Annotated in this window: 4 protein-coding genes; 2 read left to right on the top strand and 2 right to left on the bottom strand. The window is 66.8% G+C overall.

Features of this window, described 5'->3' with window-relative positions:
• Positions 1-1,402, bottom strand: a 1,402-nt coding sequence (locus M3P27_02230) for a SpoIID/LytB domain-containing protein (GenBank protein MDP9267128.1), incomplete at its 3' end; no start/stop codon positions are given.
• Positions 1,399-2,277 (bottom strand): penicillin-binding transpeptidase domain-containing protein, encoded by an 879-nt coding sequence (locus M3P27_02225; GenBank protein ID MDP9267127.1) that lies wholly within the window; start codon positions 2,275-2,277, stop codon positions 1,399-1,401. The genes M3P27_02230 and M3P27_02225, both read right to left, overlap by 4 nt.
• Positions 2,278-2,418: 141 nt before the next feature.
• Between M3P27_02225 and M3P27_02220 the strand changes: the two genes are divergently transcribed.
• Positions 2,419-2,862 (top strand): ArgR family transcriptional regulator, encoded by a 444-nt coding sequence (locus M3P27_02220; protein ID MDP9267126.1) that lies wholly within the window; start codon positions 2,419-2,421, stop codon positions 2,860-2,862.
• The gene (gene argC, locus M3P27_02215; GenBank protein ID MDP9267125.1) at positions 2,862-3,917 is read left to right on the top strand and encodes an N-acetyl-gamma-glutamyl-phosphate reductase; all 1,056 of its coding nucleotides are present in this window, start codon (positions 2,862-2,864) and stop codon (positions 3,915-3,917) included. The genes M3P27_02220 and argC overlap by 1 nt, the downstream gene beginning before the upstream one ends.
• Positions 3,918-3,992 lie beyond the last annotated feature (75 nt).

Below are 3,992 nucleotides of genomic sequence, written 5' to 3'. Positions count from 1 at the left end.
TGCGCGCGCGCAGGGTGGCCAGCGGTTGCAGCCGGATGGTCGCGCCACGCGTCGTGGCTGCGACCCATCCCGGCTGCCCGGTCGTGTCACGGTAGGCGTCGAGGGTAGGGAAGACCTGGATGCGCGGACGGCGCGGCGGCGTCCATCCCGTCGCACTCTCGACCTCGCCGAGCAAGCGCTCGGCCAAGTCGAGCACGGCGGCGTCGGCAGTGTCCATCACTTGTGCGTCGAAGTGCTCGCTCTTGCGCGTTATCCATTCGATCGCCGACTTCTTCGCGACGTTGGTCCCGGGGTAGTAGAACGCGAGGATCTCGCGGTATGAATCTCCCTTCGCGGCCATCTGCTCGGCGCCTACCTGGCAGAGGCCCACGCCATGTCCCGCCCCCGCGCCGGTGAAGGTGACGTCGGAATCCCTCATGCGAACCTCGTAAAGCTCGCTGCGGATGCGGTTCCATCCCAGCTCGCGTCCCACGGCAAAGCGCAGCGTCGAAGCGCTCACGTCGGTTCCGCCCCCTGGTCCGGAGAAGCGCAGCCGCTGCGCGCGTCCACTCTGCGTGCGCGTGGTGACGGCAAGCGTCCGCCAACCCGCCGGGATCTTCACTTCGGATGCCGCCAGCGCCTGCTCCAGTTCGGCGCGCGTCAGCGTGGTCTCCCAATGCAGCGGTCGCGCCGCACAGTAGGGATCGGGATGGGACTTCAAATAAGGAGCGCCCACCGTGGGCCAGACCTCGTTCGCAGCTGCGGATGTCCCGCCACAATGCTGGTGGTAGTAAGTCGTGGCCAGGCCGCCCCGATACCACAGCAGCTCGCCCGCGGTCGCTTGCTCCGCGGTCCGCGTCCGCGGATTCTCCACCGCCAGCCGCAGGTCCTGGCAGTGCGTGGTGTCGCAGTAGTCGAAACCGTCGGCGGCGTGGCGTCCGCGAAAGCGCGCGGCATAAGTCCGCACCGCGACGGCCATCGCCTTCATCGACTCCAGTTGCTCGAAGTTGCCACTCTCGCCCGCAAGCACCGCCGAGACGTAATCCTCGAGCGGCATCGCGGCGATCACCACAATGCGCTCCTGCTGCGCCCGCAGCTCGAGCGCGTACGCCGCCGAGATCGGCTGCTCCCCCGGGGCGTGCAACCTGTACGTCCCGCTCACGAACACGCGCGGACGCGGTAGCGGGCTGCCCTCCACCCGCAATTGCCCGCGTTCGGCCGTGACCTTCAGCTTCTCGGTCGCGGTCGCCGGACACTGCTCGCACGCCTTCCAGCGCAGGTCGTTCCCTGCAAGCGTCAGCCGCTCTGGCGGATGCACCGCGTACAGCCGTACACGCACGCTGTTGTCCTGCGCCCACAGAGGTGCGGCGAGGAGAGTCGCGAGAGAGAGAAGAAGGATGGCGCGCCGGAACATCTCGATCATCGCCGCCCTTCGAAGTAGCTGCGTAGTATCGGTTGCGCCAGCGCCGCCGCGTCCAGCCCGCGGCCCCGCTCCAGATAAACCACCACCGCGACCTCAGGCTTCTCCGCCGGCGCCAACGCGACGAACCAGCCGTGCGTACCGGCCGAGCCCGGCTGCGCCGCGGTGCCCGTCTTGCCGGCGATCCTCACCTTGTCCACGTGAGCAGCACGCGCCATGCCATACGTCACCGAGTGCTCCATGCCTTCCGACACCAGCCTCACGTTCGCGTCGTCCCATCGCTGCGCCAGCCCGGCATACACCTTCAGCAGCTCGAGTGGCGTCGTCATCACGCCCCACTCGCCCAGCGCCTGGAGCTCGAGCTGGTCTTCGGAGGCGGCCGTCTTCACGTTGCCTAGCGCTTCGCCCTCCGCAAATCCGGTGGGCGAAGTCAGCCCCGCACGCCGCAGCGCCGCGGCGAGCTCCTGGGGCGTGAGCCGGCGCGCGGCGGTCGCGAAGTAGGCGTTGCACGACCACGCCAGCGCGTCCAGCGGATCGATCGGCCCGGGCAGGTCGGGATGCGCGCAGTCCAGGCGTCGCCCGGCGATGCGTAACCGCCGCGGACACACGTAGCGCTCGCTCGGCTTGGCCTTGCCCGTTTCCAGCAGCTTGAGCAGGACAAAGGTCTTCATGGTGGAGCCGGGCGTCGCCACGCGTCGCGCGGCGGTATCAAGGTCGTGAGCGGCGATGATCTTGTTGGCGCGCAGGTCCAGGACGACAGCCGTTCCCTTATGCGGACGCATCGCCGCGTCTACGGCATCCTGCAGCTTCTCCTGCGCCGGGCAGGGAAGCGCGAGCGCAAACAGCCCGGCAAGAAGAGCAGTGTGCTGGAGTCTCACTGCCGGAAAGTGTAGCGCAAGCGGTTCTTCGCTGAGACCCGCTGCCGGCGTATTGCGCGCGCCAACACGCGCGCAAGAAATAATTATTGACATACGCATAATTATGCATTCTCATGCATAATTATTCATGAGTAAGCATTTATGACCAAACCAGCGCGGCAGTCTCTGATCATGGAAGTCCTGCAAGTTGGGCCTGCGCCCAACCAGGATGAGCTGCGCAAAAAGCTCAAGAAGCATGGACTCACCGTCACTCAGGCCACGCTCTCGCGCGATATCCACGAGATGGGCTTGGTCAAGACGCCAGAAGGCTACTCGCTTCCTGAGACCATCCACCCCGCCGATCCCGGGCTGCCTTCCACACTGCGCCTGATACGCGAGTTCGTGCGCGAGGTGCGCGTGGCGCAGAACCTGCTCGTGCTCAAGACCTCCGTGGGCAGCGCGCAGCCGGTTGCCGCCGCGCTCGATGGTGAGCAGTTCCCGGAATCGATCGGCACCATCGCCGGCGACGACTCCATCCTCATCGTTTCTCCGGACAGGAAGGCGGCGAACAGGCTGGCGGAACGCATCCGCGAGATGCTCGAGTAATGCGCGGCGGCATCCAGACCGCGGTGGTCGGGGCCACCGGTTACGCGGGCTTTGAGCTTGCGCGCCTGCTCGCGCGCCATCCCCAACTCGCCCAGCCGCTGTTGCTGGGACGCGAGCAGGACGGGCGGGAAGAGGCGAACTCTGCCGAGTTGGCCGACGCCTTTCCCCATGTTTCCGGCAACGGACACCTGCCCATCGAACCCTTTACCTGGGAGAAGCTCGCGTCCGCCGGCGTCGAAGTGCTTTTTCTCGCCACGCCACACCAGACCTCGCGCGAGATGGTTCCACAGGCGATCGCGCGCGGCCTGAAGGTCGTGGACCTGAGCGGCGCATGGCGGTTGAACGATCCCGCGAACCGCGCCGTCTACGGCTTTCACGAGAATGGCAACGCGGACGCCAACGAAAAGCTGCAGCAGCAGGCGGTCTACGGATTGCCCGAGCTGCACCGCGCCGAACTGGCCGGCGCGCGGCTGGTCGCGAATCCGGGCTGCTATGCCACGTCGATCATCCTCGCGCTCGCGCCGCTGGCGCAGGCCGGTCTGCTCGACGCCGAACACGGCGTGGTGTGCGACGCGAAATCCGGCGTCTCCGGGGCGGGCAAGGCGCCCACCTCGAAGACGCACTTCGTCGAGGTCGCCGACAATCTCTCCGCGTACTCCGTCTTCGGACATCGCCACACCGGCGAGATACTCGAGCAGCTTTCGCTCGCCGCCGAGCAAGTCGTTTTTACGCCGCACCTGCTGCCCATCCCGCGCGGCATCCTCTCCACCGTTTACGGGAAGCTGGCGCAGCCGGCGACCGAGGCGGAGATCGATGCGTGCTTTCGCGTGTTTTATGCCGGATGCCCGTGGGTGCGCGTCTTTGGGACGAAGCTGCCGCAGATCCAGTATTCGCTGCGCACGAATTTCTGCGACCTCGGCTTCGCGCTCGCGCCCGACGGCCGCCGCTTGGTCATCGTTTCCTGCCTCGACAACCTGATGAAGGGCGCGGCCGGCCAGGCGGTGCAGAACCTGAACCTCATGTTCGGATGGGACGAGAAAGCGGGCCTCGACTGAAGCTGGTCATAAAGATCGGCGGCGCCGCACTCGACGATGTCGAGCTGCGTCGCCACTGCGCGGGCGCCATCGCCG

This window comes from Acidobacteriota bacterium (assembly GCA_030774055.1).
Lineage (GTDB): Bacteria > Acidobacteriota > Terriglobia > Terriglobales > Acidobacteriaceae > JACPNR01.
Note: the sequence above shows the minus strand (reverse complement) of the source record. Positions and strands in the feature narration are given on the sequence as shown.

Excerpts from the sequence above, each read along its gene's own strand:
- M3P27_02220 (MDP9267126.1), top strand. The coding sequence starts at position 2,419 with ATGACCAAACCAGCGCGGCAGTCTCTGATCATGGAAGTCCTGCAAGTT.
- argC (MDP9267125.1), top strand. The coding sequence starts at position 2,862 with ATGCGCGGCGGCATCCAGACCGCGGTGGTCGGGGCCACCGGTTACGCG.